The 21,267-nt window shown below is 69.0% G+C and carries 19 protein-coding genes and 1 pseudogene; 11 read left to right on the plus strand and 9 right to left on the minus strand.

Features of this window, described 5'->3' with window-relative positions; all coding sequences use genetic code 11:
• Nucleotides 1–24: 24 nt before the first annotated feature.
• Genes AC3WXD_RS03490 through AC3WXD_RS03515 form a run of 6 tightly spaced genes read right to left on the minus strand, consistent with a single transcriptional unit; the run spans nucleotide 25 to nucleotide 7,098 of the window.
• The gene (locus AC3WXD_RS03490) at nucleotides 25–1,569 is read right to left on the minus strand and encodes a 3-hydroxyacyl-CoA dehydrogenase (protein WP_492323030.1); all 1,545 of its coding nucleotides are present in this window, start codon (nucleotides 1,567–1,569) and stop codon (nucleotides 25–27) included.
• A 33-nt stretch (nucleotides 1,570–1,602) separates the two neighbouring features.
• Nucleotides 1,603–3,456, minus strand: coding sequence for an AMP-dependent synthetase/ligase (locus AC3WXD_RS03495; RefSeq protein ID WP_492323031.1), 1,854 nt, complete (start codon nucleotides 3,454–3,456; stop codon nucleotides 1,603–1,605).
• A gap of 49 nt (nucleotides 3,457–3,505) precedes the next feature.
• A complete protein-coding gene (locus AC3WXD_RS03500) occupies nucleotides 3,506–4,324 on the minus strand; it encodes an ABC transporter ATP-binding protein (RefSeq protein ID WP_020205457.1) in 819 nt (272 codons plus the stop codon).
• On the minus strand, nucleotides 4,321–5,130 hold the full coding sequence (locus AC3WXD_RS03505; protein WP_492323032.1) for an ABC transporter ATP-binding protein: 810 nt from the start codon (nucleotides 5,128–5,130) through the stop codon (nucleotides 4,321–4,323). The genes AC3WXD_RS03500 and AC3WXD_RS03505 overlap by 4 nt, the downstream gene beginning before the upstream one ends.
• 11 nt (nucleotides 5,131–5,141) lie before the next feature.
• Complete coding sequence (locus AC3WXD_RS03510) at nucleotides 5,142–6,218, minus strand: branched-chain amino acid ABC transporter permease (protein ID WP_492323033.1); 1,077 nt, start codon at nucleotides 6,216–6,218, stop codon at nucleotides 5,142–5,144.
• 7 nt (nucleotides 6,219–6,225) lie between these two features.
• The gene (locus AC3WXD_RS03515; RefSeq protein WP_454733259.1) at nucleotides 6,226–7,098 is read right to left on the minus strand and encodes a branched-chain amino acid ABC transporter permease; all 873 of its coding nucleotides are present in this window, start codon (nucleotides 7,096–7,098) and stop codon (nucleotides 6,226–6,228) included.
• Nucleotides 7,099–7,431: 333 nt separating this feature from the next.
• Here AC3WXD_RS03515 and AC3WXD_RS03520 point away from each other — a divergent pair, with 333 nt between their 5' ends.
• Together AC3WXD_RS03520 and AC3WXD_RS03525 are read left to right on the plus strand one after the other, a co-directional pair.
• Nucleotides 7,432–8,478 (plus strand): GGDEF domain-containing protein, encoded by a 1,047-nt coding sequence (locus tag AC3WXD_RS03520; RefSeq protein ID WP_082079497.1) that lies wholly within the window; start codon nucleotides 7,432–7,434, stop codon nucleotides 8,476–8,478.
• Nucleotides 8,479–8,590: 112 nt separating this feature from the next.
• Nucleotides 8,591–9,001, plus strand: a complete 411-nt coding sequence (locus tag AC3WXD_RS03525) for an NINE protein (RefSeq protein ID WP_492323034.1) — start codon at nucleotides 8,591–8,593, stop codon at nucleotides 8,999–9,001.
• A gap of 41 nt (nucleotides 9,002–9,042) precedes the next feature.
• Here AC3WXD_RS03525 and gcvA read toward each other — a convergent pair whose 3' ends face one another.
• Nucleotides 9,043–9,978 carry a transcriptional regulator GcvA gene (gene gcvA / locus AC3WXD_RS03530; RefSeq protein WP_492323035.1) on the minus strand — a complete coding sequence of 312 codons (936 nt, stop codon included), beginning with the start codon at nucleotides 9,976–9,978 and terminating at the stop codon, nucleotides 9,043–9,045.
• Nucleotides 9,979–10,251: 273 nt separating this feature from the next.
• Between gcvA and AC3WXD_RS03535 the strand changes: the two genes are divergently transcribed.
• The 3 genes from AC3WXD_RS03535 to AC3WXD_RS03545 all read left to right on the plus strand — a co-directional run bounded on the left by AC3WXD_RS03535 (nucleotide 10,252) and on the right by AC3WXD_RS03545 (nucleotide 12,657).
• The gene (locus tag AC3WXD_RS03535) at nucleotides 10,252–11,145 is read left to right on the plus strand and encodes an alpha/beta fold hydrolase (protein WP_492323036.1); all 894 of its coding nucleotides are present in this window, start codon (nucleotides 10,252–10,254) and stop codon (nucleotides 11,143–11,145) included.
• A gap of 176 nt (nucleotides 11,146–11,321) precedes the next feature.
• Nucleotides 11,322–12,095 (plus strand): glucose 1-dehydrogenase, encoded by a 774-nt coding sequence (locus tag AC3WXD_RS03540; RefSeq protein ID WP_492323037.1) that lies wholly within the window; start codon nucleotides 11,322–11,324, stop codon nucleotides 12,093–12,095.
• Between the two features lie 82 nt (nucleotides 12,096–12,177).
• Complete coding sequence (locus AC3WXD_RS03545) at nucleotides 12,178–12,657, plus strand: VOC family protein (RefSeq protein ID WP_020205466.1); 480 nt, start codon at nucleotides 12,178–12,180, stop codon at nucleotides 12,655–12,657.
• A gap of 55 nt (nucleotides 12,658–12,712) precedes the next feature.
• Here the strand turns inward: AC3WXD_RS03545 and AC3WXD_RS03550 are convergent, their stop codons facing one another.
• On the minus strand, nucleotides 12,713–13,774 hold the full coding sequence (locus tag AC3WXD_RS03550; protein WP_020205467.1) for a VWA domain-containing protein: 1,062 nt from the start codon (nucleotides 13,772–13,774) through the stop codon (nucleotides 12,713–12,715).
• Nucleotides 13,775–13,843: 69 nt separating this feature from the next.
• Between AC3WXD_RS03550 and AC3WXD_RS03555 the strand changes: the two genes are divergently transcribed.
• The 4 genes from AC3WXD_RS03555 to AC3WXD_RS03570 are packed head-to-tail and all read left to right on the plus strand — an operon-like array spanning nucleotide 13,844 to nucleotide 17,951.
• On the plus strand, nucleotides 13,844–14,821 hold the full coding sequence (locus AC3WXD_RS03555) for a S1C family serine protease (RefSeq protein ID WP_492323038.1): 978 nt from the start codon (nucleotides 13,844–13,846) through the stop codon (nucleotides 14,819–14,821).
• Nucleotides 14,822–14,837: 16 nt separating this feature from the next.
• Nucleotides 14,838–15,851, plus strand: a complete 1,014-nt coding sequence (locus AC3WXD_RS03560; RefSeq protein ID WP_454733265.1) for an AAA family ATPase — start codon at nucleotides 14,838–14,840, stop codon at nucleotides 15,849–15,851.
• Nucleotides 15,829–16,857 (plus strand): DUF58 domain-containing protein, encoded by a 1,029-nt coding sequence (locus AC3WXD_RS03565; protein WP_492323039.1) that lies wholly within the window; start codon nucleotides 15,829–15,831, stop codon nucleotides 16,855–16,857. The genes AC3WXD_RS03560 and AC3WXD_RS03565 overlap by 23 nt, the downstream gene beginning before the upstream one ends.
• Nucleotides 16,854–17,951 (plus strand): VWA domain-containing protein, encoded by a 1,098-nt coding sequence (locus AC3WXD_RS03570; RefSeq protein WP_492323040.1) that lies wholly within the window; start codon nucleotides 16,854–16,856, stop codon nucleotides 17,949–17,951. The genes AC3WXD_RS03565 and AC3WXD_RS03570 overlap by 4 nt, the downstream gene beginning before the upstream one ends.
• 13 nt (nucleotides 17,952–17,964) lie before the next feature.
• Here AC3WXD_RS03570 and AC3WXD_RS03575 read toward each other — a convergent pair whose 3' ends face one another.
• Entirely contained in the window at nucleotides 17,965–18,873 is a 909-nt protein-coding gene (locus tag AC3WXD_RS03575; RefSeq protein WP_492323041.1) for a LysR family transcriptional regulator, read from the minus strand.
• A gap of 367 nt (nucleotides 18,874–19,240) precedes the next feature.
• Between AC3WXD_RS03575 and AC3WXD_RS03580 the strand changes: the two genes are divergently transcribed.
• Together AC3WXD_RS03580 and AC3WXD_RS03585 are read left to right on the plus strand one after the other, a co-directional pair.
• Nucleotides 19,241–20,611 (plus strand): MmgE/PrpD family protein, encoded by a 1,371-nt coding sequence (locus tag AC3WXD_RS03580; protein ID WP_492323042.1) that lies wholly within the window; start codon nucleotides 19,241–19,243, stop codon nucleotides 20,609–20,611.
• A 485-nt stretch (nucleotides 20,612–21,096) separates the two neighbouring features.
• Nucleotides 21,097–21,261, plus strand: a pseudogene (locus tag AC3WXD_RS03585) (SDR family oxidoreductase); the annotation flags it as partial.
• Between the last annotated feature and the right edge of the window lie 6 nt (nucleotides 21,262–21,267).

The following is a 21,267-nucleotide window of genomic DNA, read 5'->3' on the forward strand; positions in this document are numbered from 1 at the left end:
TTCGTCGTTGTTGGCCGTGCTGCTTCAATGCACGCTCTGCGGCGGCTCGAGTCCCGAATGGATCGCGGCCGGCGCGGGCTGGTCGGGTGTATCTGGCGCATGCGGCGTATCGCGCGGACGGGGCCGCGGCAACCACGCCGACAGCCGCTGCCCGCCGCGCGCCAGCGCCGCCAGCAGCGGCGATACGTCCCAGTAGTCATAGGGATTGCCGCGCTGCCGGGCATAGCGCTCCAGCCCCGCCACCACGCGCGCCAGCCCGATGCTGTCGGCCAGCCACACCGGCCCGCCCAGGTAGTCCGGAAAGCCGTAGCCCGCCGTCCACACCAGGTCGATGTCGCCGGGCCGGCAGGCCACGCCCTCCTCCAGCAGCTTGGCTGCCTCGTTGATGAGCGGGTAGAGCAGCCGCTCGGCGATTTCCTCGTCGCCGATGTCGCCGCGCCGCGCCATGCCGTGCGCACGGCCCAGCGCGCCGCACAGGCGCGCCACTTCCGGGTCCGCCACCGGCGCGCCGGCGGGATAGCGGTAGAAACCCGCGCCGCTCTTGCAGCCGAGCCGGCCGAGCATGAACAAGGTGCGCACCACCGCGCGGTAGGCCGGGTCCGGCGGCAGGCCGCCCGCCTTGCCGTACTCCAGCACGATGCGCGCGGCCACGTCGATGCCGGCCAGGTCCAGCATCCGGCACGGCCCCATCGCCATGCCATAGGCTTCCATCACGGCGTCGAGCCGGGCCGGGCTCACGCCTTCCATCATCAGGAACTCGCTCTCGCGCAGATAGGCCTCGGCCATGCGGTTGCCGATGAAGCCGAAGCACACGCCGGACACCACCGCCGCCTTGCCCAGCCGCCGCGCCAGTTGCATGGCGGTGGCCAGCACGTCGGGCGCGGTGGCGCCGGCGCGCACCACCTCGATCAGCCGCCCGCCGTTGGACGGGTTGCGGAAATGCAGCCCCACGAAATCCGCGGCCCGCCCGCTGGCCTCGGCCAGCACTTCCACGTCCAGCGTGGAGGTATTGGTGGCGAGGATGGCGCCCGGCCGGCAGATGCGGCCCAGCCGGGCATGGACCTGCTGCTTGAGCGCCATGTCCTCCACCACCGCCTCGATCACCAGCCCGCAGCCGGCCAGCGCGCCGTGGTCCGGCGTGCCGGCGATCAGGCCCAGGCGCCGCGCCACCTGCGCCGGGCGCAGCCGGCCGGCGCGGAGGTCCGCGTCATACTGCGCGCGCACCGAGGCCAGCCCGCGCGCCAGCGCGGCCTCGCCAGTGGCCACCAGCGTCACCGGCAGGCCCGCGCCGGCCAGGCTCATGGCAATGCGGCTGCCCATCGTGCCGGCGCCGACCACGCCCACCGCGTGCAGCGCGCGCGGCGCCGTGCCCGGCGGCAGGCCCGGCACGCGCGCGGCCTGCCGCCCGGCCAGGAACAGGTGGCGCAGCGCCCGCGAGACCGGCGACACCGCGCTGTCCTTGCCGCGCGCGCCGCCGGCGCCGGTAATGCCACCCATGCCGCCCACGCCGCCGGCATTGCCGGTATGGCTGGCGGGGCCGCTGCCGCCCGTCTTGCCGGAATGGCCCATCGCGCCTCCTGTGCAGGCCGCCGCCGGCGGGCGTCAGGCCACCTTGGCCGGATACATCGACTCGATCAGCGCGCTGTACTTGTCGTTGACCAGCTTGCGCTTGAGCTTCATGGTCGGCGTCAGTTCCTCGTCCTCGGCGCCCAGGCGCGTCTCCAGCAGGCGGAACGCCTTGATCTGCTCCACGCGCGCGAACTGCTTGTTGACGCGGTCGATCTCCTGCCCGATCAGCGCCACCACCTCCTTGCTGCGGCACAGCGAGCCGTAGTCGGAGAAATGCACGTCGTGCTCCTGCGCCCACCGCTCCACGTTGTCCTGGTCGATCATCACCAGGCAGCTCAGGAACGGCCGGCGGTCGCCGATCACCACCGCGTCGGTCACGTAGGGGCTGAACTTGAGCTGGTTCTCCCATTCGGACGGCGTGACGTTCTTGCCGCCGGCCGTGATGATCAGGTCCTTCATGCGGTCGGTGATGTAGAAATAGCCGTCCTCGTCCACGCGGCCAATGTCGCCGGTGCGCAGCCAGCCGTCGGTCATGGTCTCGGCCGTCCTGGCCGGCTGGTTCAGGTAGCCCATGAAGACCTGCGGCCCGCGCACCAGCAATTCGCCCTCGTGGGAAACCCTCACCTCGGTATGCGGCAGCGCCACGCCGATGCTGCCCGGGCGCGTGCGGCCCGGCGGGTTGCAGGTGGCCGCGCCGGTGATCTCGGTCATGCCCCACAGCTCGTGCAGCTCGATGCCCAGCGCCATGTACCAGCGGATCAGGTCCGGCGAGATCGGCGCCGCGCCCGTCACCGCCAGCTGCACGCGGTTCAGGCCCATCATGCGGCGCACGTTGCCCAGCACCAGCGCATCGGCCAGCCACAGCCTGATCCGCGCGCCAGGCGATAGCCGCCGCGCCTGCCCCGGCTCCGGCACGCGCGCCTGCCCGGCGCGCAGCGCCCAGGCGTAGGCCCGGCGCTGCAGCGGCGTGGCCTCGCGCACGGCGATGGTGATGCTGGAATACAGCTTTTCCCACACGCGCGGCACCGCCAGGAAGGCATCGGGCTGGATCTCGCGGATATTGTCGAAAATGGTGTCGGGGTTCTCCACGAAGTTGGCCACCGCGCCGCACAGGATCGCGTAATACTCCCCGAAGAGGCGCTCGGACACATGGCACAGCGGCAGGAAGGCCATGCGCTCGCCGATGGTGGTGGCCGGCAGGAATTCGCGCTGCGTCAGGCAACTGCGCAGCACGTTGCGGTGCGACAGCATCGCGCCCTTGGGCCGCCCCGTGGTGCCGGACGTGTAGACCAGCACCGCCAGCGCGTCGGCGCTGCCCTCGGCGCGCATGGCCGGCAGCCAGCCCGGCTGCCGCGCGCGCGCCTGCCGGCCCAGCGCCAGCAGCGCGTCGAAGCTCATCACCGCGGCATCGTCGAAGCCCGACAGCCCTTCCATGTCGAACACCACCACGCGGCGCAGGTCCGGCACGCGCTCGCGCACTTCCAGGTATTTGTCGAGCTGCTCCTCGTTCTCCACGAACAGCACCACGGTGCCCGAGTCCTGGCACAGGTATTCCACCTGCGACGGCGAATCGGTCGGGTAGATGCCGCTGACCACCGCGCCCGCCGTGAGCGCGCCCAGGTCGGCCCACACCCATTCGCGGTTGGTGTTGGACAGCACGGAGACCACCTCGCCCGGCCGCAATCCGAGCTCGGCCAGCCCCACCGCCACGTCGGCCACGATCTCGCCCACTTCGCGCCAGGTATAGCTGCGCCAAATGCCGAGGTCCTTCTGCCGCATCATCACGGCGTCGCCGCGCACGTCCACGGCGTGCCAGAACATCTGCGGCACGGTCTGGAACGCGGCTTCGGACAAGGGCTGCATGGCGTGCGCGGCGGGTCTGGCCATTGGCGGGTCTCCGGGCTGAATCTGGTGGTCGGGTGGTCGGGGCGGGCGGCTAGCGCCAGGTCTTGCGCTTCTTCCAGCGCCGCTCGCCGCGCACGCCGCTGTCCTTCATGCCGAGGTAGAACTCCTTGATGTCGTCCTTCTCGCGCAGCGCCGCGCAGGTGTCCTCGGCCACGATGCGGCCGTTCTCCAGCACGTAGCCGTAGTCCGCCGCGTTGAGCGCCATGTTGGCGTTCTGCTCCACCAGCAGGATGGTGGTGCCGCGCTCGCGGTTGATGCGCACCACGATCTCGAAGATGTCCTTGGTCAGCTTGGGCGACAGTCCCAGGCTGGGCTCGTCGAGCAGGATCAGCTCGGGCGCGGCCATCAGCGCGCGCGAGATCGCCAGCATCTGCTGCTGCCCGCCGGAGAGCAGGCCCGCGTCCTGCGCCGCGCGCTCGCGCAGCACCGGGAAATAGCCGAACACCGCCTCCATGTCGCGCGCCACGCCATCGCGGTCGCGCCGGGTGTACGCGCCCATCATCAGGTTGTCTCGCACGGACAGCAGCGGGAACACCTCGCGCCCCTCGGGCACGTGGCTCAGCCCGCGCCGCACGATCCGCGCCGGGTCCAGCCCGGTGATCGGCTCGCCCTGGAAGGCGATGCTGCCGCGCGTGGGATCCAGCACGCCGGAGATGGTCTTCAGGATGGTGGTCTTGCCCGCGCCGTTGGCGCCCAGCACGGTGGCAATGCTGCCCGGCGCCACCGCCAGGCTCACGCCGCGGATCGCCTTGACCGGCCCGTAGGCGCTCTCCACGTTGGCCAGCGCCAGCACGGGCGCCGGTGCCATGCCGCGCTGCGCGGCGGCGGCGTCGATGGCGGCCGGGTTCATGCCGCCCTCCGCAGCGAGGCCACGTCGTCCACCGTGCCCAGGTAGGCCTCGATCACGCCCGCGTGCGCCTGCACCTCGGCCGGCGTGCCCTGCGCCAGCACCTGGCCCTGGTTCATCGCCAGCACCCGGTCGGACACGCGCGAGACCAGGCTCATGTCGTGCTCCACCATCAGCACGGTGATGCCCAGCTCGCTGCGGATGTCGCGGATCCACCATGCCATGTCCTCGGTCTCCTCCGCGTTCAGCCCGGACGACGGCTCGTCCAGCAACAGCAGGCGCGGCCCGCTGCACAGCGCGCGCGCCAGTTCCACCACCTTGCGCACGCCGTAGGGCAGCCCGGCCACCAGCGCGTCGCGGTGCGCCTGCAGGTCCAGCAGCTCGATCATTTCCTCCGCCTTGCGCCGCGCGGCCAGCGCCGAGCGGCGCGCGGCCGGCGTGAACAGCAGGTCCGCCCAGAAGCCGGCGGCGCGGTGCGTGTGGTGGCCGATCAGCAGGTTCTGCAGCACCGTGGCCTGCTCGAACAGCTCGATGTTCTGGAACGTGCGCGCAATGCCCTGCGCGGCGATCGCGTGCGGCGGCATGCGCGTGAGCGGCTCGCCCAGCCACAGGATCTCGCCGCCGGTGGGCGGGTAGATGCGGCTGATGAGGTTGAAGACCGTGGTCTTGCCGGCCCCGTTGGGGCCGATCAGCGTGAAGACCTCGCCGCGGCGCACGTCGAAGCTCACGCCGTCGAGCGCCAGCACGCCGCCGAAGCGCACGGTCAGCTCGCGCACGCTCAGCAAGGTATCGGATTGGCTGTGGGACATCGCGCCCTCCCCTATTTCAGGCGCTCGGAGCGCTGGAACGCCTTCTGGCGCCGGAACATGCCCTGCCGGTAGAACGGAAACAGCTCCAGGTAGGTGCGCACCTTGCACCAGCGCCCGTACAGGCCCATCGGCTCGAACAGCACGAACGCCATCAGCACCAGCCCGTAGACCAGCGCCTGCAGGCCGCTGGCCTGCGCCACCGCGGGCGGCAGCCAGTCCTTGGCCAGCACGATCAGCTGCGGCATCACGATCAGGAAGGCCGCGCCCAGGAACGCGCCGTGCACCGAGCCCAGCCCGCCCACCACCACCAGCAGCAACAGGTCCACCGACTGCCCGATGCCGAACTGCTCCGGCGAGATGTAGCGCAGCTTGTGCGCGTACAGCGCCCCGGCCAGCCCCACCAGCGCGGCGGACAGCGCGAACGACAGCGTCTTGTAGCGCGCGAGGTGGATGCCCATGCTCTGCGCCGAGATCTCCGAATCCCGGATCGCGATGAAGGCCCGCCCGGTCGCGCCGCGCAGCAGGTTCAGCACCCCCAGCGTGGCCAGCACGCACACCGCCAGCGACAGGTAATAGAACGCCGCCGGGCTGTCCAGCGTGTAGCCCGCCACCTGCGGCGCGCCCACCGCCAGCCCGGCGTTGCCGCCGGTCACGCTCTCCCAGCGCGCCAGCACCTCCTCCACGATGAAACCGAAGGCCAGCGTGGCGATCGCCAGGTAGATGCCCTTGACCCGCAGCGCCGGCAGCCCGACCACCACCCCGGCCAGCGCCGACAACGCCGCCGACAGCAGCAGCGCCGGCACGAACGGCACGCCGCGGCTGGTCAGCCACGCCTGCGCATACGCTCCCACGCCGAGGAATGCCGCGTGCCCGATCGACAGCAGTCCGGTGTAGCCGGACAACACCATCAGCCCCAGCCCCGCGATGGCGTACACCAGCACGAAGCCGAGCTGCGCGATCCAGTAGCCGCCGGCCCAGCCCGGCGCCACCAGCAGGCAGGCCAGCAACAGCGCGTACCACAGCCGCTGGCCGGGCTGGCGGGCCAGGCGCAGGTCCTGGCGGTAATCGGTCTTGAAGAGGAATCGCATCGCGCCGCTACACCTTTTTCCGCAGGTTCTCGCCAAACAGGCCGTTGGGCCTGACCGCCAGCATCACCAGCACCACCACGTAGGCCGCCACGTCCTTGAAGCCCTCCGGCAGGTAGAAGCCCGCCAGCGACTCCACCACCCCGATCACCAGCCCGCCCACGATGGCGCCCGGCAGGCTGCCGAAGCCGCCCACCACCGCCGCCGGAAACGCCTTCAGTCCCAGCAGGCCCATGCTCGCGTGCACGAACGTGATCGGCGCCAGCAGCAGCCCGGCCAGCGCCGCCACCGCCGCCGACAGGCCCCACACCAGTCCGTTGAGGCGCCGCACCGGAATGCCCATGTAACAGGCCGCAAGCTGGTTCTGCGAGCTCGCCTGCATCGCCACCCCGATCCGGCTGTAGCGGAACACCCCGTACAGCAGCACGCACAGCCCCGCCGTGGCCACGATCACCGCCACCTGCTCCACGCTCAGCACCAGCCCGCCCGCGCGCCACACCATGCCCTGGTACGGCACCGGCAGTGTATGCGTGCCCGCGCCGATGCCCGGCACCATCGTGATCGCCCCGCGCATCACGTAGCCCATGCCGATGGTCAGCATCACCACCGTGAACTGCGGCTGCCCGAGGATCGGCCGGATCGCCAGCCGCTCCACCAGCATGCCGAACCCCGCCATGCCCGCCACCGTCAGCGGCACCGCCAGCCACAGCGGCAGCCCCATCAGGGTCAGCACCACCCCGGCGAACGCACCCAGCATCATGAACTCGCCCTGGGCGAAGTTCACCGTCTCGGTGGCCTTGTAGATCAGCACGAAACCCAGCGCGATCAGCGCATAGATGCAGCCCAGCGCGATGCCCGAGATGGTGAGTTGCAGGATCTCCAAGCTTGTCTCCTGTGCTGGTGCCGCGGATGGGATTGGCGACGCGCGATGCGATGTGCCCGGCCGGCGCCGGCCCGTTCGCCAGTCGTGCCACCGTAGCAAAACTATCGGGGTGGCTCTTGTGCGGACTGGCTACGGAGGGGTTGGGGATTACCCACGGGAGGGCGCGGCGCGAGGCCGGCGCGGGTGGCGCGGGTTGAACGTTCTCCGGCGTGGATGGCACCGGACATCGCTCCTCCCGGCGGATGGCCGGACAAGGACGGCCGCCCCGCAGGCATCCCGCAACCCGCCGTTGATACAATGAGTGCCCCTTCAGCCCCCGACCTCACGGCCAGCATGCCCAGCCCCGACCAGCCCGACAGCCCGCTGCAAGCCGCCTTCCTGCCGCACCAGGAAACCCTCGCCCCGCCCGGCCGCGTGTTCGGCGACGACGACAGCGCCGTGTACCGGACGCTGCTGGAGTCCACCAAGGCGATTCCGTGGAAGATCGACTGGGCGAGCATGGCGTTCACCTACATCGGCCCGCAGATCGAGGCGCTGCTGGGCTGGGCGCCGTCGAGCTGGAAGACCGTCAACGACTGGGCCGAGCGCATGCACCCGGACGACCGCGCCGCGGTGCTGGAATTCTGCGTCGCGCAGTCGAAGGCCGGCACCGACCACGAGGCCGACTACCGCGCGCTCACGCGCGACGGCGGCTACGTCTGGCTGCGCGACGTGGTGCACGTGGTGCGCAACGCGCAGGGCGAGGTCGATTCGCTGGTCGGCTTCATGTTCGACATCAGCGAGCGCAAGCGCACCGAGGAAAAGCTCGCGCGATTGCAGAAGGAGCTCGAGCACCTGTCGTTCCGCGACGGCCTGACCGGCGCCGGCAACCGTCGCATGTTCGACGACGTGATGGCGCGCGAATGGACGGCGGCGAAGGCAACCGGCAAGCCGCTGTCGCTGCTCATGATCGACATCGACTTCTTCAAGTCGTACAACGACTACTACGGCCACCTGCAGGGCGACACCTGCCTGAAGCGGGTCGCCGCCATCCTGGACCGGGTGGCCGGCGCGGACAACTTCCTCTGCCGCTTCGGCGGCGAGGAGTTCATGCTGGTGCTGGCCGACACCGACGCGGAAGCCGCCATGAAGACCGCCGAACGCTGCCGCGCGCTGATCGCCGAGGAAGCCATCGCGCACGTGCGCTCGCCGTACAACCAGTGCGTGACGGCGAGCTTTGGCGTGGGCACCATCGTGCCGACCGAGCGGATGGACCAGACCGCGTTCATCAACCTGATCGACGCGCAGCTCTATCACGCCAAGGACAACGGCCGCAACCGCATCGCCGCGGTCGACCGCGCCGGCATGCAGGGAGAATCGTTCAAGCTGCAATCGCGCTGACCGGGCGGGCGCCGCGTGGCCGCGGATGTGACCACGGACGCGGCGCCCGCCGGGTAGCTTCGGCGCCACAAGCTATGGCATCATCGCGCCAAACCACCGCGCGAGGCCAACGATGTATCCACCGAGCAATCCCCAGGGAGACACGCACAGCAAGGTCATCGGCTACCTGCTGTGGATCTTCGGCTTTACCGGCTCCCACCGCTTCTACTACGGCAAGCCGATCACCGGCACGATCTGGTTCTTCACGCTGGGCCTGCTCGGCATCGGCTGGCTGATCGACGTGTTCCTGATCCCCGGCATGGACCGCCGGGCGGACTACCGGTTCACGGCCGGCCGCACCGACTACAACGTGGCGTGGCTGCTGCTGACCTTCCTCGGCATCTTCGGCGTGCACCGCATGTATATCGGCAAATGGATCACCGGCCTGATCTACCTGCTGACCGGCGGGCTGTTCCTGGTCGGCGTGCTGTATGACTTCTGGACGCTGAACGAGCAGGTCTCGGAGCGGAACCGGATGCCGTGAAGGGCGCGGCGGCGGCATGACAAACGCCGCTCAGGCGGCGTTCAGACGGCGTTCAGCGAGCCCGCATCGCGCGAGCCCGGTCCGTCTTGCGGACGCATCCCTTCGTGCTCGAGCCACGCGCGGAACAGCATGACGAGCGCATCCCCGGACTTCCCGTCCGGGACGTAGGTGCAATAGCTGCGCGACGGCAGGCGCGGTCCGGCGAGCGGCGCCACGAGCCGGCCGGCGGCCAGATCGTCCGCCACCAGCGCGGTCGGCCCCATCGCGATGCCGATGCCGTCGATGGCGGCCTGCAGCGTCAGATAGAAGTGGTCAAACGTCAGCGCCGCGGCGGGCCGGAGCGCGGCAATCCCCGCCTGCGCCAGCCAGTCCGGCCAGAGCCGCGGCAGGCTCGACGTGTGCAGCAGCGTGTGCTGCCGCATGTCCTCCGGCTTGCGCAGCGGCACGCGCCGCAACAGCGCGGGACTGCAGACCGGCACTCTCTCCTCGCACAGGAATGGCCGCATCGCGTAGCCATAGAAGGTATCCGGGCCGCCCCGGATGATGAGGTCATGGCTGTCCGTCAGGCTCTCCACCGGCTCGTTCGACGTCTCCACCCTGACGTCCACGTCGGCATGCCCGGCGCGGAATTTCGCCAGCCTCGGCACCAGCCAGCGCAAGGTGAACGTCGCCGGCGCATTGACGGACAGCGTCCGCGAGGCCGTCTCGGGCAGGCCATAACCGGCGGTGGCCTGCGCGATCTGCTCGAACAGCGGACCGATTCGTGCCAGATAGGCCCGCGCCGCCGGCGTCAGCGCCACGCGCCGGTTGTGGCGCGCGAACAATGCGGCGCCCAGCCATTCCTCCAGCAAGCGCACCTGCTGGCTCACCGCGCCGTGGGTCACATGCAGCTCGGCGGCGGCTTCCTTGAAGCTGCCGAGCCGGCCGGCGGCCTCGAAGGCGCGCAAGGCATTGAGCGGCGGCAATATCCGTTTCATTCACAAGAGTTTATCTAACGCGAATCCCCAATTTATCTGGTTTGCCGGGCAGCCACAAGATAGATATTCTTCCCGCTGCACGGCCGGTCCTGCTTTCGGCGGCCACAGGCCGGCCGCGCGCGCTCCATGCCGAAATCGACGGCATCGGCGTGCGCTTGGCCCGCGGACAGGCGATCATCCATACCGCGTAGTGGAAACGCTGGCTGGCGTGCGCGGCCGTCGCGGGTGAGACGGTCTGCCTGGGGCCTTGGCATTGCCTGAAAGGATGGATTCATGCTCAAGAGAATTGCGACCGACCTGCTTGATATTGCCTATGACGAACAGGGCGATGCCGACGGCTGGCCGGTCGTTCTGCTGCACGGCTTCCCCTACGACATCCATGCGTACGAAGACATCGCGCCACGCCTGGCATCCCGGGGAGCCCGCGTCATCACGCCCTTTCTCCGGGGATACGGGCCGACGCGCTTCCTGTCAGCGGCAACACCGCGCTCGGGCCAGCAGGCGGCGCTGGCGGCAGACCTGCTGGCGCTGCTCGATGCGCTTCGGATCGAACGGGCCGTGCTGGGCGGCTATGACTGGGGCGGCCGGGCCGCATGCATCGTGGCCGCGCTGTACCCGTCGAGGGCGCGTGGACTGGTTTCGGTCAACGGCTACAACATCCAGGACATCGCCACCGCCATGCGGCCGGCCAGCCCCGAAAAAGAGCATCGCATGTGGTACCAGTATTATCTTCACGGCGAACGCGGCCGGGCCGGACTGACGGAAAACCGGCGCGCGTTCTGCCGGCTCCTGTGGTCATTGTGGTCGCCGAGTTGGCGCTTCGGCGACGACACCTACGCGCGCTCGGCAGCCGCGTTCGACAATCCGGATTTCGTCGACGTCGTGGTCCATTCGTATCGGCACCGTTTCGGGCTGGTCGATGGCGATCCCCGGTTCGACGACATGGAGCGCCGCCTGTCCGCCATGCCGCCGATCACCGTGCCCACGATCACCCTCGAAGGGGACGCGGACGGCGTCACGCCGCCGGGCGGCAGACAAGCGGACCGGAAGCATTTCACCGGACGCCATGAAAACCGCGTGGTGCCCAACGCCGGCCACAATCTTCCGCAGGAGGCGCCGGAAGCGTTCGCCGCCGCGGTTCTGGACATCGACGCCTGGGCCGATTGATGCGCCTCGCGCAAGGCGATTGGCCCGAGGCCGGCCCCGGCCGCTGCGCGCGGCGAAAACACTGCCCCTCGACGCACGAAACATCCCCTTCCTGAAGGCACGCCCTGGCCGCGCGCAGTCCGTGAGCCCGCGAGTGCCCTCTTCGCCCGTTCTGAATCTCCGTGAGGAATACCGATATGCCAAAGACTCCCGACCACGCCCCCCAGGCGCCGCTGATGCTGATAACGGGCGGCAGCCGCGGCGTGGGCGCGGCGACTGCGCGGCTTGCCGCCGAGCAAGGCTACGACGTGGCGATCAGCTTCGTCTCCAACGAATCCGCCGCCCTCGCGGTGGCGGCCGACGTGGAAGCTGCCGGGCGCCGGGCCCTGCCCGTGCGCGCGGACAGCGCGGACCCGGAGCAGGTCGCCCGGCTGTTCGCCGCGATCGACCGGGAGTTCGGCCGCATCGACGTGCTGGTGAACAACGCCGCGATCCTCGCGCGGCAGTCCCGGCTCGAGGATCTCGAATTCGAGCGCATACAGCGCGTCTTCGCGGTCAACGCGATCGGCCCCATCCTCTGCGCGCAGCAGGCGGTGAGGCGGATGTCCCATCGCTACAACGGGCGCGGCGGCGTCGTGATCAACATCTCGTCGGCCGCGGCCCGGCTCGGCAGTCCGAACGAATATGTCGACTACGCCGCGTCGAAAGGCGCCGTCGAGACCTTCACCACCGGCTTCGCCAAGGAAGTCGCGCGCGACGGGATTCGCGTCAACTGCATTCGCCCCGGGCACATCTACACTGAGATGCATGCCAGCGGCGGAGAACCGGGACGGGTCGATCGCGTCAAGGACTCGATCCCGATGGGACGCGGCGGCCAGCCCGAAGAGGTGGCGCGGGCGATCCTGTGGCTGGCCAGCGCCGAGGCTTCCTTCATCACCGGCACGTTCCTCGACGTCACCGGCGGCAAGTGAGCAAGCGGGCGCGGCATGGACCGCGTCGTCTCCGCCAGGCCGCCGAACCTGTGCCGGTGCCCGATTTCCCAGGAGACACGACATGACCAGCAAGAACACGATCTGCCTGTGGTACGACGGCGGCGCCCTCGACGCCGCGAACTTCTATGCCGAGACCTTCCCCGACAGCGCCGTCACGGCCGTGCATCGCGCACCGGGCGACTATCCCGACGGCAAGCAGGGCGACATCCTGACGGTCGAATTCACCGTCGCCGGCATTCCCTGCCTCGGGCTGAACGGCGGCCCGCATTTCAGGCACAGCGAGGCGTTCTCGTTTCAGATCGCCACGGACGACCAGGCCGAGACCGACCGCCTGTGGAGCGCCATCGTCGGCAACGGCGGCCAGGAAAGCGCATGCGGCTGGTGCAAGGACCGCTGGGGATTGTCATGGCAGATCACCCCGCGCGCGCTCACCGCGGCGGTGTGCGACCCCGACCGCGCGGCGGCCAAGCGCGCTTTCGAGGCCATGATGACCATGAAAAAGATCGACATCGCCGCGATAGAGGCGGCACGGCGCGGCTAGCGCCCGCGTGGTGCCGGCGAGACTCCCGGCACCGCCATCACCGCTGTCACCGCTGTCAGCGCCGGAACCACAGCATCGACAGCACGCAAGCCGCCACCAGCAGCAGCACGGAGATGCCGGCCAGCAGCGCGCCCACTTCAGTTTCCTTGCGCTCCAGCGCGAAGCGCGCGCTCAGCTGGCGATACACCCGGCTCAGGTCGGCGGCGGAGCCGGCCTGGAAATACTCGCCGCCGGTCAGCGCCGCCACCGCGCGCAGCGCGGTTTCGTCGAGCTGCATGTAGAAGGACAGGTTCGATTCGTCCGCCCCGCCCTGCGGCGAGCCAAAACCCACGGTATAGACGCGCACGCCGCGCTGGGCGGCCATGCGCGCGGCGTCCGCGGGGTCCGGGCCGGTGGTGCGGCGGCCGTCGCTGAGCAGGATCACCGCGCCGTGCTGGTACGAGCCGGGCTGCGCCGCCGGCCGCTCCTGCGCGCGCTTGCGCGCGGCCTCGGCCGCCGCGGCTTCGTCCAGCGACGGCGCCTGGCGCTCGGCGCGGCCGGACGCGCCGTTGAACAGGATCGCCTCCAGGTCGATGCCGTCGTCGGGAAACAGCACCGCCAGCGCCTGGTACAGGCCGCTGCCGGTCGCCGTGCCGCGCTGGAGCTGGAAGCGGTCGAGCGCCTCCAGCATGTCATGGCGGTTGTCGGTCGGCGGCAGCACCACGGTGGCGGTGGAAGCGAAGGACACGATGCCCAGCCGCACGTTGGCCGGCAGCCCGACGATGAGATCGCGCGCGGCCTGCTGCGCGGCGCTGATGCGCGTGGGCGCGACATCGGTCGCTTCCATGCTGCGCGAAGTGTCCATCGCCAGGACCAGTGTGACGGCGTCGGACGGCAGCGTGACGGTGGCGCTGGGACGCGCGCACGCCAGCAGCGCCGCGGTCAGCGCGAGCAGGAACAGCAAGGGGGGAATGTGACGCCGCAGCCGTTGGCCGGGCCCCAGCGCGGCGCGCGGCAATGCCAGGCTGGCATAAAGCAGGGCGGCTTTCTTGCGCCGCGAGATCAAATATAGATAGGCGGCTGCCAGCAGTGGGACCGTCAGCAACAGCCAGAGCATCTGCGGCCAGAGAAACTGCATGCCCTGCTCCTTGGCGCGTGGGTAAGAGGATGGTACTGTATTTTGCAGTGCGGGACCTCGGGGGCTGCGATGAGACGGGTGTCGATCTACTGGTGGGTCTCGGCCGCGGCCGCGCTGGTCTTCGCCGCGGGCGTGGGCGCCGCCTGGCTCCTGCAGCCCAAGTGGCGCGCGCTCACCCAGGCGGACATCGATGCCGCCGTGCTGCATACGCTGCAGACCAAGAATTTGCCGTCGCGCCCGGCCCGCGCGGCCGAGGCGGTGCGCGAATCGGTGGTGGAAATCCGCGGCTTCGTGCCCCCGGAAAAAACCGCGGAAGCCGCCCCCCCTCGCCCGCCCAGGCGGGACCTGCCCGCCAAGCGTCCCAAGTCCGCTCCGCCCGCGCCCTCCGCACCGTCTTCCCCGGCTTCCCCGCGTGACGAGCTCGCCACGGGCGGACCGCCGCGCGGCAAGGACCCAGCCGCCGGCAAGAACCCGCCCGAAGCCAGGGCCACGCCCCCGGCCAGGCCCGAGGGCCGCCAGATCGGCTCGGGCGTGGTCGTGACCGAAAGCGGCATGATCCTCACCAACTACCACGTCATCGCCGGCGCCAGGCGGCTGGAAGTCACGTTCTTCGACGGCTCCACGTCCGAGGCCTCGGTGGTGCAGTCCATCCCCGAGAAAGACCTCGCCATCATCAAGGCCAAGACCATCCCCGACGACCTGCCGGCAGCCACGCTCGGCTCCAGCCGGGATCTCGCGCCCGGCAGCGAGGTGGTCGCGGTCGGCTTTCCGTTCGGCATCGGGCCCTCGGTGTCCGCCGGCGTGGTCTCCGGCCTCGACCGCGAATTCATCTCGCCGGACAACAAGCAGAACCTGGACAAGCTCATCCAGTTCGACGCCGCGGCCAACCCGGGCAACTCGGGCGGGCCGCTGGTGAACATGAACGGGGAGGTGGTGGGCATCGTCACCGCCATTTTCAGTCCCCACGAGAGCGGCACCTTCGTCGGCATCGGCTTTGCCATCACGATCGAAAGCGCCGGCAGTTCCATCGGATCTTCTCCTTTCTAGACAGACGCGGAGGCCTATGAACGACCAAGCCCGGGACGCTGTGGACAGCGCCAACCTGATGGAACGCCTGCTGTACGAGGTGAAGCGCGTGGTGGTGGGGCAGGATCACTTTCTCGAACGGGTGCTGGTGGCCATCCTCGCCGGCGGCCACCTGCTGGTGGAGGGCGTGCCGGGGCTGGCCAAGACGCTCACCGTCAACACGCTGGCCAAGACCATGAGCGGCTCCTTCAAGCGCATCCAGTTCACGCCCGACCTGCTGCCGGCGGACCTGGTCGGCACCCGCATGTACAACCAGGGCACCGGCGAGTTCTCCACCGTGCGCGGCCCGGTCTTCGCCAACCTGCTGCTGGCCGACGAAATCAACCGCGCGCCGGCCAAGGTGCAGAGCGCGCTGCTGGAAGTCATGCAGGAGCGGCAAGTCACCATCGCCGGCGAAACCCATCGCGTGCCCACGCCTTTCCTCGTCATGGCCACGCAGAACCCGATCGAGACCGAAGGCACCTACCCGCTGCCCGAGGCGCAGGTCGACCGCTTCATGATGAAAGTGCTGGTGGGCTATCCCACCGAGGAAGAAGAAGTCGTCATCGTCAACCGCGTCACCGGCCCGCGCATCAGCGTCAGCCCCGTCGCCACGCCCGAGCACCTGACCGGCCTGCAGGAACAATGCCGCAAGGTCTACGTCGACCCCGGCCTGATCCAGTACGCGGTGCGCGTGGTGGCGGCCACCCGCAAGCCGGGCGGCTACGGCCTGGCCGAGCTGGACCGCTACGTCTCCTTCGGCGCCAGCCCGCGCGCCACCATCGGCCTGATCGAAGGCGCGCGCGCGCTGGCCTTCCTGCGCGGGCGCCACTACGCGCTGCCCGACGACGTGATCGACCTCGTGCCCGACGTGCTGCGCCACCGCGTGACGCTCTCCTACGAAGCCATGTCCGACGGCATGACGGCCGACCAGCTCATCACGCGCATCCTGCAAGCGCTGCCCGTGCCCGAGCGGCCGCTGGAATCCCATGTTCGGGCGGCTGCGCGCTAGGCGCCGGGGCGGCCCGGACGCCGCGCCCGCAGAATCCCCCGTCGGCAACGCGCCTGTCGACGGGCCGCCCGTCCGCGTCGGCGCCAGCCAGACCGAGGCCCTGCTGCGCCGCCTCGAATGGACCGTGGTGCGCCGCCTCGACGGCCTGCTGCAAGGCGACTACCGCACCCTGTTCCGCGGCTTCGGGCTCGATCTCGCCGACCTGCGCGAATACCACCCGGGCGACGACGTGCGGCACATCGACTGGAACGTCACCGCGCGCCTGCAAACGCCCCACGTGCGCGAATTCCAGGAAGACCGCGAGGTCTGCGCGTGGTTCCTGCTCGACCTGAGCGGCTCGATCGACTTCGGCTCCGGCGAGGTGCGCAAGCGCGACCTGCTCAGCGACTTCACCGCCGTCATGGCCAGCCTGCTCACGCGCTACGGCAACCGCGTCGGCGCCGTGCTCTACGGCGGGGCGGCGGACACCGCCGCCGCCGTGGTGCCCGCGCGCTCCGGGCGCCGCCACCTGCTGCATCTGCTCGACCGCATCCGCGCCACGCCCGCCGCCTCCCCCGGCGACACCCGCCTGCGCGACCTGCTCGAGCGCGCGCGCGCCGTCGCCAAGCGGCGCTCGGTGCTGTTCGTGGTCTCCGACTTCATCAGCGCCCCCGGCTGGCAAGCCTCGCTCAGCCTGCTGGCGCGGCGCCACGAAGTCATCGCCGTGCGGCTGGTCGATCCCCTGGAAATGGCCCTGCCCGACCTTGGCCTGGTCGTGCTGCAGGACGCCGAAACCGGAGAGCAGATGTTCGTCGACACCCACGACCCCGCCTTCCGCAAACGCTTCGCCGCCGCCGCCGAAGCGCGCGAGACCGAGCTGCGCCTCGGCTTCGAGCACGCCGGCGTGGAATGCCTGACGCTGTCCACCTACGCCCGCCTCGACCTCGCCCTGCTCCACTTCGCCCGCCAGCGCCATCACCTGCAAAGCGCCCAAGGTGTCCAGAGCAACGCCAAGGGGGCCGCATGACCGACGCCCTGACCGGCCTGCCCGCCTTCAGCTTCCAGTGGCCCAGCATGCTGTGGCTGCTCGCGCTGGTTTTGCTGCTGACCGGCGCCTACGTCTGGCTCGATGCCCGCCGCCGCCGCGCATCAGTGCCCTACCCCACGCTCAAGACCGTCGGCCTCGCCATCCGGGGCGGCGCGCGCTGGCGCCGCCACGTGGCGCCCGCGCTCATGCTGCTGGCCCTGACCGCGCTCATCGTCGCCATCGCCCGGCCCCAGGCCGTGATGATGCTGCCCTCCCGCATCGAAACCGTGGTCCTGGTCATCGACCTGTCCGGCAGCATGCGCGCGCAGGACGTGCAGCCCAGCCGCATCCGCGCCGCCCAGCGCGCCGCCAAGACCCTGCTCGACGCCCAGCCCGCCGGCGTCAGCGTGGGCGTGGTCGCGATGGCCGGCACCGCCGCCCTGGCGCAAGCCCCCATCCGCCGCAAGGAAGACGTGGCCACGGTCATCGACAACCTGAAGCCCCAGGGCGGCACCGCCATCGGCAACGGCCTGCTCATCGCCCTCACCACGCTGCTGCCGCAACTGGGCAGCGACGCCGCGCAGTTGCTGGACGACGACGACTCGCCCGCCAAAGCCGCCGCATCGCGCAAGGCAGCCAAGGGACAGCAAGCCTCGCCCGGCAGCACCGGCGGCGCCGACGCCGCCAAGCCCGGCTCCTACGCCGCCGGCGCGATCGTCCTGTTCTCCGACGGCGAAAGCAACGCCGGCCCCGCCGCCATGCAGGCCGCGCAACTGGCCGCCGCGAATGGCGTGCGCGTGTACACCGTGGGCGTGGGCACCACCGACGGTGTGGTGCTCACGGTCGACGGCTGGTCCGCCCGCGTCAAGCTGGACGAGCAGGTGCTCAAGCAAGTCGCCGACGCGACCGGGGGCGAGTACTTCCGCCTGGAAGATGCCAACAGGCTCAAGCAGGTGTACCGCGCGCTCAATGCCCGGCTGGCCTTCGACAAGCGGGATCAGGTCGAGATCACTGCGTTCTTTGCTGCGCTGGGGGCGTTGCTGGCGGCTTGCGCGGGGATGCTGTCGCTTTGGTGGTTTGGGCGGGTGGTTTAGGCGGAGGTCGGAATCACGCGACCTCGTCGGTTCTGTCGGCCCTTGAGCAAAGCCATGCCAGCATTTGCTGTGCGGCAGGATCCTTGTGCATCGACGGATCATGGCAGACAGTGATCTCGAATTGGCTCGCATCCGCCGATAACTGCGCGATGGCGAGGCCTTCGGGGCGATTCCGGGGAACGGCCACGTTGGGCACGACTGCGATGCCGGCCCCCTCCCTGACCGAGTGCCAGACGACCTCGAAGCTGCGGATTGTCAAGCCGACTTCCGGGTCGTCGTGGTTGAACCCGGCGGTCTTTCGTCCGCCTTGCGTCCCAAGGTCAACCGGCGGCTTCCACACCAGGGGATAGCCCTCGAGTTCAACGGGCGACATGATCGCGCGCGCCGCCAACGGATGGTTGGCCGGCATGACGACAACGAGTTCGGTCTGCCGGTAAGGGCGGCATGCCAACCCCTTCACGAAATCGGTCCGCACGCAGACCCCGATGTCCACCTGATTCTTCTTGACGGCCTCCGCTGTCTCGGGACTGCTGCCCTCGGAAACCAGGACGCGGATGCCGGGGTGAGATTCGCGGAACTGCCTGATATCGTCCAGAAGCCCCAGCAAGATGGCGGCCACGTTGGACATGATTCGCACTTCGCCCGATTGCCTGGCCAGAAGGTCCGCAATCTCCTGGGTCATCTCCGCTACCCGGCCCATCAGATCGTCGGCACAGCGCGCAACGACCTCGCCGGCTGCGGTCAGTCGTACACCGGTTGCATGCCTGACCAGCAATGGCGTGCCGAAGCGGGCCTCCAGTTCCGCGACCCGCTTGCTGACGGCCGAGGTAGTCATGTTCAACTCCGCAGCCGAGCGCGTGAGGCTCTTCGTGGCAGCGACGGAAGCCAGTATCTGCATGCTGTGGAGGTTGATGCGAGACATTGCTGCGAAGTGGAGCCAGGAGCTGGTCGAAAGTGCTTGAGCATACGCCGCTCCACTATCGCCTACAAGCCGGGGAAAAGATGCACTAGATTGGGGAGCGGACCTTGCTGATCGGGAAACGCCCGCTTTCCAACTTCTCGCTTTCCAATCCACCTCGACCGCGCCAAATTCGAGGGTACCGCTGCCGGCGCGCATGGCGGGGCTCACCGCACATTGTGCCGGCCCCGTGGTCTTCACGGCCTCATCATTGCTGGCAGCTTGATGGCACTTCGGCTCCCTCGATGAAGTAGCGTACGGCACGAGAGAAGACGAGGATGCGTTGGCAATCCGGTTGGCTCACGCCGACCTCACGAAACAGGACGAACAGATGGCCCGCAATACTCACATCGTCGCAGACCAGAATGCGCCGGCAGTCACCAGCATTCTTGGCCGCTATGTCGCGAACCACCCCTCGGCGGGATGGGATCGTTCGATTGAACACGAGGCGCATCGGACGTTCATGAACTGGCTGGGCTGCGCTGTCGGTGCCGCACGGCACGAGACAGCCGACGCCGCGCTGGCCGCCGTGGCAATGCTGGAACCTGCGGCCCAGGCGACGGTTCTTGGCCGCAGCGAGAAAGTCGACATGGCAAGCGCGGCATTGCTCAACGGCATCACCTCGCACACCTTCGACTTCGACGATACCCACCTGAAAACGATCATCCACCCGGCAGGTCCCGTTGCGTCGGCAGTGCTGGCGCTCGCGGAGTTCACTCGCGCCAGCGGCCGAAAAGTCATCGATGCCCTGGTTCTCGGCATCGACGTCTCCTGCCGCGTAGGCAATGCAATGTACCCGGACCACTATGACCGCGGATGGCACATCACCGGCTCGACCGGCACGCTGGGGGCGGCGGCAGCGTGCGCACGGCTTCTGGGCCTCGACGAATCCCGCACGATCATGGCGCTGGGTATTGCCGCGTCACAACCTGTGGGACTGCGCGAACAGTTCGGGACGATGACCAAGCCGTTCCATCCCGGCGGTGCCGCGCGGGCGGGCCTGATGTCGGCCCTGATGGCGAGCCACGGTTTTACGGCCAGTGCGCGGGCGCTGGAAGCGCCTCGCGGTTTCCTGCAGGTCATTTCCTCGAAGCAAGATTGGCGCGAAATCACCGACGATCTCGGCAGCCGTTTCGAGATCGGCTTCAACACCTACAAGCCGTTCGCGTGCGGCATCGTCATCCATCCGAGCATCGACGCGTGCGTCCAACTGCGCCAGCAGGGCATCCATTCCGGCGATATCGAGCGGATCGATCTCCATGTCCATCCGCTGGTGCTGGAACTCACCGGGAAAAAGGAACCCGCGGACGGTCTTCAGGCAAAGTTCAGCGTCTATCACGGCTGCGCCGCCGGCCTGATTTTCGGGCGCGCAGGGGAAGAAGAGTTCTCGGATGAAATCGTTCTGCGCGATGACGTGGTCGCGCTTCGCAGGAAGGTGGTTGCCCACGCCGATAGCGAAATCGACGAAGCGGCAGTCCGATTGAAGGTGGTTCTCAAGAACGGCAGCGAGACGACATTGTGTGTTGAACACGCGATCGGCTCACTGCAGCGCCCCATGACGGACGCCGACCTCGACCAGAAATTCCACGATCTGGCGGACCCCGTGTTGGGCGCTGCAAAGACGGGGGAACTCATCCAGGCATGTTGGGCCTTGGCTGAAACTGCCGACGTCTCCGCCATCACGGCCCTCGCTCGCCCTTGAGCCAGGAGTTCGAGCCGCCCGCACCGTGAGGTGCGCGTCATCAAGGTGCGTCGCCTCGGTCGAGGTGACGCACGCCATCAGCCATGATGCGATCAGGCTGTCCCCCTCTCACCCAATGCTGGCGACCGCATTGAGCACTTCGCTCAGGCGCGTCGACTTGCCCGTTCCATCGTGTCAGCGACAGCAGACAGCGTTGTCCATCCAGCGCGATACGTAAATCTGTCGCCCCATCTTCCCTGGCACCACGTTCATCCTGGTGCAGGCGACCACCGTCCTGGTGCATCGAAAACAGCGGCCATGCATGTTGCCATCAGCGCCCCGGCGCGATGAATCAGCTTGCCCAAGCCAAGGGCATTTTTCGCATGAGTGGCGCATCGGGGCGCACTACAAGCCGCGATTTGGTGCCTCTTGAACTGCGGGAAAGGATGGCTTTCCAAGTTCTCGCTACCGTCTTAACCTCATCCGCGCCAAATTAGCAGTACACGCTGGCGCGGGGCTGTAGCCGGTCTGACGATGCCGACGCATGGCCCGGCCCTTCTGCTTCCCATCCATGCGGGCGCCTCGCGGCGCCGGATGAAATTGCCGATGCGGTCTTTTTTCTTTGTTCCTCGCGAGCGTCCCACATCAACGCAACGTGCCTGACCGTCGATGACGGC

The sequence above is a fragment of the Cupriavidus sp. FW216-B1 genome, from assembly GCF_058789195.1.

Bases quoted from the DNA above. Each gene is read 5' to 3' on its own strand.
- AC3WXD_RS03545 (WP_020205466.1), top strand. From the start codon at position 12,178: ATGACCAGCAAGAACACGATCTGCCTGTGGTACGACGGCGGCGCCCTC.
- AC3WXD_RS03540 (WP_492323037.1), top strand. From the start codon at position 11,322: ATGCCAAAGACTCCCGACCACGCCCCCCAGGCGCCGCTGATGCTGATA.
- gcvA (WP_492323035.1), bottom strand. From the start codon at position 9,978: ATGAAACGGATATTGCCGCCGCTCAATGCCTTGCGCGCCTTCGAGGCC.
- AC3WXD_RS03565 (WP_492323039.1), top strand. From the start codon at position 15,829: ATGTTCGGGCGGCTGCGCGCTAGGCGCCGGGGCGGCCCGGACGCCGCG.
- AC3WXD_RS03580 (WP_492323042.1), top strand. From the start codon at position 19,241: ATGGCCCGCAATACTCACATCGTCGCAGACCAGAATGCGCCGGCAGTC.
- AC3WXD_RS03535 (WP_492323036.1), top strand. From the start codon at position 10,252: ATGCTCAAGAGAATTGCGACCGACCTGCTTGATATTGCCTATGACGAA.
- AC3WXD_RS03520 (WP_082079497.1), top strand. From the start codon at position 7,432: ATGCCCAGCCCCGACCAGCCCGACAGCCCGCTGCAAGCCGCCTTCCTG.
- AC3WXD_RS03490 (WP_492323030.1), bottom strand. From the start codon at position 1,569: ATGGGCCATTCCGGCAAGACGGGCGGCAGCGGCCCCGCCAGCCATACC.
- AC3WXD_RS03525 (WP_492323034.1), top strand. From the start codon at position 8,591: ATGTATCCACCGAGCAATCCCCAGGGAGACACGCACAGCAAGGTCATC.
- AC3WXD_RS03495 (WP_492323031.1), bottom strand. From the start codon at position 3,456: ATGGCCAGACCCGCCGCGCACGCCATGCAGCCCTTGTCCGAAGCCGCG.
- AC3WXD_RS03550 (WP_020205467.1), bottom strand. From the start codon at position 13,774: ATGCAGTTTCTCTGGCCGCAGATGCTCTGGCTGTTGCTGACGGTCCCA.
- AC3WXD_RS03500 (WP_020205457.1), bottom strand. From the start codon at position 4,324: ATGAACCCGGCCGCCATCGACGCCGCCGCCGCGCAGCGCGGCATGGCA.
- AC3WXD_RS03505 (WP_492323032.1), bottom strand. From the start codon at position 5,130: ATGTCCCACAGCCAATCCGATACCTTGCTGAGCGTGCGCGAGCTGACC.
- AC3WXD_RS03570 (WP_492323040.1), top strand. From the start codon at position 16,854: ATGACCGACGCCCTGACCGGCCTGCCCGCCTTCAGCTTCCAGTGGCCC.
- AC3WXD_RS03510 (WP_492323033.1), bottom strand. From the start codon at position 6,218: ATGCGATTCCTCTTCAAGACCGATTACCGCCAGGACCTGCGCCTGGCC.
- AC3WXD_RS03555 (WP_492323038.1), top strand. From the start codon at position 13,844: ATGAGACGGGTGTCGATCTACTGGTGGGTCTCGGCCGCGGCCGCGCTG.
- AC3WXD_RS03575 (WP_492323041.1), bottom strand. From the start codon at position 18,873: ATGTCTCGCATCAACCTCCACAGCATGCAGATACTGGCTTCCGTCGCT.
- AC3WXD_RS03560 (WP_454733265.1), top strand. From the start codon at position 14,838: ATGAACGACCAAGCCCGGGACGCTGTGGACAGCGCCAACCTGATGGAA.